The organism is uncultured Campylobacter sp., assembly GCF_938045225.1.
In the GTDB taxonomy this organism is placed as follows: Bacteria; Campylobacterota; Campylobacteria; order Campylobacterales; family Campylobacteraceae; genus Campylobacter_A.
On sequence record NZ_CALINL010000267.1, the window covers coordinates 1 to 5,192 of the forward strand.

Annotated in this window: 4 protein-coding genes; all 4 read left to right on the forward strand. The window is 42.1% G+C overall.

The annotated features are described in order from the left end of the window. The first annotated feature begins 299 nt into the window (after positions 1-299). Complete coding sequence (locus tag Q0200_RS09630) at positions 300-695, forward strand: hypothetical protein (protein ID WP_297940718.1); 396 nt, start codon at positions 300-302, stop codon at positions 693-695. Between the two features lie 71 nt (positions 696-766). Further along, positions 767-1,552 (forward strand): ABC transporter permease, encoded by a 786-nt coding sequence (locus tag Q0200_RS09635; protein ID WP_297940720.1) that lies wholly within the window; start codon positions 767-769, stop codon positions 1,550-1,552. Continuing rightward, positions 1,549-2,772: an ABC transporter ATP-binding protein gene (locus tag Q0200_RS09640; protein ID WP_297940722.1), complete on the forward strand. Its 1,224-nt coding sequence runs from the start codon at positions 1,549-1,551 to the stop codon at positions 2,770-2,772. The genes Q0200_RS09635 and Q0200_RS09640 overlap by 4 nt, the downstream gene beginning before the upstream one ends. Further along, positions 2,765-5,192: methyltransferase domain-containing protein (locus Q0200_RS09645; protein ID WP_297940724.1), on the forward strand; the 2,428-nt coding region annotated here is incomplete at its 3' end. The genes Q0200_RS09640 and Q0200_RS09645, both read left to right, overlap by 8 nt.

Here is a 5,192-nt window from a genome sequence, read left to right on the forward strand (position 1 = left end):
CTATAAGCAAAAACGAGCTGCCATACACCCTGAGCGACAAGACCTCTTAAGCCAGCAGATAGCCCAGCAAACGCTACAACTTCCCATCTGGGACAAGCAGGTTTTCCATAGCTTTCTTTCTATCATTTCTTTTCGCATTATTCTTTTTATATATCTTCACAGAAGGCATAATACTTTTCATATTCTCAATAATTTTAATCGTTGCATTTGACTATATTTTTTACTGTTTAGGTAAACCAATATTAAAACAAAGAATAGAAAAAACATTCCTAGAGCTAGTTCCTAAGATCGATAAGATAATGAAGATCAAAGATGAAGGCAAAGTAGACGAAAGCCTATTTGATCCGCTAGTAAAAATTATCGACAAAATAGATAAGTTAAAAAATTACATTAGCGGACAAAATCTAAAAAAATATATAGAAAACGTCTTGCAAATCGCCGTATATCATCAAGAACTAGAGCTAGCCAAAATTTCGGTCGCGCCCAGCGATACTAAAATGGAAAAAGTAAACAAGCTGCTCGAATGGGCCGAGATGCACAAATACTGGATGTTTTCGGCTGCAGGCGGCATAAATGCAGATATGGAGGTAACCAAAAAAGCGTCCGAAAATTTAGTCAAAGAGCTAAAGAAGCGAGGACTAATAGAAACAAGCGAAATCGGAGAGGTGAAAGAGGAATTTAAGCTAAGTATTTAAATTTCGATTTTTCTTTATTTTTAGCCTTTATTTGGTAAAATCACGCAAATTTAGCTAAATCGGACGAAAGATTGTTTTCAAATATTTATACGTATAGGTTTTTTATCGTAAATTCGGTCAAAAACGAGTTTATAACCAAATTTGCAAAAAGCAAGCTGGGCGTAGCGTGGGCGATACTGCATCCGCTAGCCCAGGTACTCATCTACGCGACCATACTCTCCTCGGTACTCTCAGCCAAGCTACCCGGCATCGATAGCAAATACGCATACGCAATCTACCTAATGAGCGGGATGCTTTGCTGGATGCTTTTTAGCGAGATTTTTTCGCGCTGCATCGGCATTTTTACCGATAATGCCAACATAATCAAAAAAATGTCTTTTCCCAAAATCGTCCTTCCGGCTACCGTAGTTTTAAGCTCAGTGATAAACAATCTAATTTTATTCGCCGCAATAGCAGTCGTATTTGCTTTTTTGGGACATTTTGCCGGCGCAAATTTGATCTTTTTGCCGATTTTGTCCGTCATTACTATGATGCTAGCCGTAGGATTTGGGCTGTTTTTCGGCGTCATAAACGTCTTTATGCGCGACGTAGGCCAGATCATCGCCATCGTATTGCAGTTTTTATTTTGGCTAACGCCAATCGTTTATATGACGAGCATTTTACCGTCAAATTTGCAAGAGCTCATCTACATAAATCCGCTTGTTGGCGTCGTTAGCGGCTATCACGATATTTTGATTTACGACAAGATGCCCAATTTTTCACTTTTGATTTATCCGATTATTATCGGCGCGGCAAGCCTTGGAGCCGCATTTTTCGTTTATAAACGAGCCGAAGAAGAGATGGCGGACGTTTTATGATTTTATCAGTTCAAAATATCTGTAAAACTTACTTGGATTACGAAAGCAACTTTAAGCGATTTGCCTCGTGGTTTAGCAAAAATAAAGAAGAAAAAAACGTAAAAACCGTACTAAAAGACGTAAGCTTTGACGTGGGAGCCGGCGAAGTAGTCGGACTAATCGGTCAAAACGGAGCGGGCAAGAGCACCCTTTTAAAAATCATATCGCACACGCTAAAGCCCTCAAGCGGCCGCGTAACGAGCAGCGCTAAAATTTCGTCTATTTTGGAGCTGGGCATGGGCTTTCACGGCGATCTAACAGGCAGGCAAAACGCCTATCAGTCCTGCTCTCTCATGGGCTACTCAAAAGAGCAAATCGACGAAATAATAGCCTATATCGAAGACTTTGCCGAGATAGGCGAGTATTTTGATTATCCCGTGCGAATTTACAGCAGCGGCATGCAGATGCGCCTTGCTTTTTCGGTCGTCACGGCAAACCGCCCCGATATACTCATCATCGACGAAGCGCTATCGGTCGGCGATGTGTATTTCCAGCATAAAAGCTTTGATAAGATAAAAGAATTTAAAAGCCTAGGCACTACACTCATCATAGTTTCGCACGATAGCGGTGCGATAAAATCGATCTGCGACCGAGTAATCTTGCTAGAAAAAGGGCAAATTTTAAAAGACGGCGAGCCTGAAGCCGTGCTTGATTATTACAACGCCCTAATCTCAAAAAAACAAGACGTACAAATCTCGCAAGTAGCCCTAGAAAACGGCAAAATCGCAACCATATCCGGCAACAAAAAAGCCTGCATAAAAAACGTGGAAATTTTAGACGCCGTAGGCAAAAAGATACAAAATTTAGAAGTCGGCAAAAAAATCAAACTAAAAGTAACGGTGCAAGCAAACGAAAATTTGCCCTCGCTGGTACTGGGCTATCAGATCAAAAATCGCTTCTCGCAGGTCGTCTACGGCACAAACACTTACCATCTAAAGCAAGCTTTAAAAAATCTCAAAAAAGGCGAGGAGTACGACTTTAGTTTTGAATTTGACGCAAATTTGGGCGTCGGATCGTTTTCTGTAACGATAGCGCTACACGATAGCGACAACCATCTGCAAAACAACTACGAATGGCGCGACAACGCGATCATTTTTAACGTCGTAAATTTTAGCAAGCCCGATTTCGTCGGCCTTGCGTATCTTGAACCGAGTTTAGAAGTAAAGAGAATAAATGGATAAATTTTATAAAAGTTTCGAGGATAAATTTAGGGGAGATAAGAGCGAGATCAAAAAACGCCTGCTTGCTTACGAGCCGTTTTTGCAAATCTTAAAACAAAACGATGAAAAGCCGGCGGCGGTCGATCTAGGATGCGGCAGAGGCGAGTGGCTTGAAATTTTAAAGCAAAACGGCTTTGCCGCGCGCGGTTGCGACGTTAGCGATGAGATGATAAAAGAGTGCGAAAAAAATGCGCTTGAGGCCAAAAAGCAAGGAGCGATAGAATTTTTAGGACAGTTAGAAGACTCAAGCCTTGCGCTCGTTAGCGCATTCCAGCTTGTGGAGCACTTGGAGTTTAGCGAGCTTTGCGAGCTAATAAAACAAGCGCGCCGAGTTCTAAAAGACGGCGGTATCTTGATACTTGAAACGCCAAATCCCGAAAACTTACGCGTTGCTACGCTAAATTTCTATCTAGACATTACGCACGTTAAGCCTATCCCGCCGATGCTACTTGAGTATCTGTGCGAATTTGAGGGCTTTAGCGATACTTTTATGATGAGGCTGAACTCAAATTTGAGCTTTAGCGAGGATTTACAAAACCAAAACGTTACGCTAAGAGATGTTTTGAGCAGCGTCGGGCTTGATTACGCGATTTTGGGGCTTAAAAACGGCGACGAAAAAACGCGCGAAGCGTTTTTAAATGCGGCCAAAAGCGGCTATAGCTTTGAAGAGTTGGCCGATAGATTCGACGTGTCGGCATTTGAAAACAAAACTCAGATGCTTGAGCTAAAAAACGACGTTTGGAAGGAGTCTTTGGAGACAAAAGAGGCTCTTTGGAAAAGCTCGCTTGAGCTGATGGAAAGCAAAAATCAAATCGCAAATTTGCAAAATGAAAATGCGCGCCTGCACGAAGATCTAGAAAATCTACTCGGCAAATATCTCGCGCTAAACCACAAAATTTACGTCCTAGAAAACGAAGCTCCCGTTATCAAAAACGATATCGAGCATCTTAAAATTTTCGTCGCCAAATTTAAAAGGGTCGCAAAGCCGCTTATTTGGGTATATAAGTTTTTGAGATTTTGCAAAAATTTAGCTAAAGATAATCTCAAAAAAGCGCTCAAATTCGGTATAAATTTAACCGAAAAGACGGCAAATAACAACCCTAAATTTAAAAAGAATCTCAAGATATTTTTAAATAAATTCCCGGCTCTTAGGGCAAAAATTTTTAGCCTCAAAGGCCAAATAAGGGACGATATCTACGTCTCGCAAGAGGGCGTTTTCGAGCCGAACGTTTTTGAACTAAAGCACTCAAAAGAGTACGAGCAAAATTTGGAGCTAAAAAATCTCAAATTTAAAGAAAACTTTAGCGAGCTAACGGTAATCGGCAACATCAGCGGACACTACAGTCTAGCCGCAATAAATAGAAACATCATATTTAGGCTACTAAACAAAGTAAAAAACGTCTTTGTTATCTGCTATCACGCAAACTATTTCGATAAAATCGAAGACATCGCGATAACCAAAGACGAGTACGAAACGCTAAGAAGCATAGTGCCGGATAAAAACACACCCGCAATCAGAAGCGACGACAAGGTCGCGATCTACCACCACTACCCGCTAATCGAAGACGTGCGCGAAGGCTACGGCTTTGAGATCGCGGTATTTTTCTGGGAGGAGTCGCGTATCCCGCCTAGGACGATCGAAATTTTAAACTCCAAGTATAAAGGCATTTTAGTTTCGACCTTTTTCATCAAAAAAATTCTCATCGACAATGGCTGCTATACACCCGTAAAAGTGGTCGATATACCGCTAAAAACGCCGCCTGCGCCAAGCGTTTCGCAAGAAAACAGCAACCAAAAGCGCGAGATAAAGCTCTTTCACATCTCGTCGTGCCTACCTAGAAAGGGTGCCGACGTGCTACTGCGAGCCTTTAACGAAGCCTGCAAAAAAGCTAAATTCGAGCTGAGCCTAACGATAAAAAGCTTCCCCAATCCGCACAACAGCGTAACCGAACAAATCGAGCTTTTAGTCGATAAAAAGTACCGCGATAAAATCCGCGTGATACTAAACGAAGATCTAACCGCGCTCGACGTGGCAAATCTATACGAGCAGTGCGATATCGTCGTGCTACCGACGCGCGGCGAGGGGCTAAATATGCCGGCAATCGAAGGCGTACACTACAAAAAGCCGGTTATCTCCACCGACTATAGCGGCCAGTGCGAGTTTTTGGATGGCAGCTGCGAGTTTATCGGATACAAATTTGCGCCGGCCGTTACGCATTTTAATCTAAATTATTCGTTTTGGGCGGAGCCTAGCGTCAAGGATCTAAGCGAAAAGATCCTCAAAGTAGCCGAGCAAATTTTACAAAACCGTGCGCCAAACATAGAACCGCTAAAACAGAAAGTCGATGAAATGATGTTCGGCGAGAAAAATGCGCTAAATT

Coding starts and splice junctions, on each gene's coding strand:
- Q0200_RS09630 (WP_297940718.1), top strand. CDS start 300: ATGAAGATCAAAGATGAAGGCAAAGTAGACGAAAGCCTATTTGATCCG.
- Q0200_RS09640 (WP_297940722.1), top strand. CDS start 1,549: ATGATTTTATCAGTTCAAAATATCTGTAAAACTTACTTGGATTACGAA.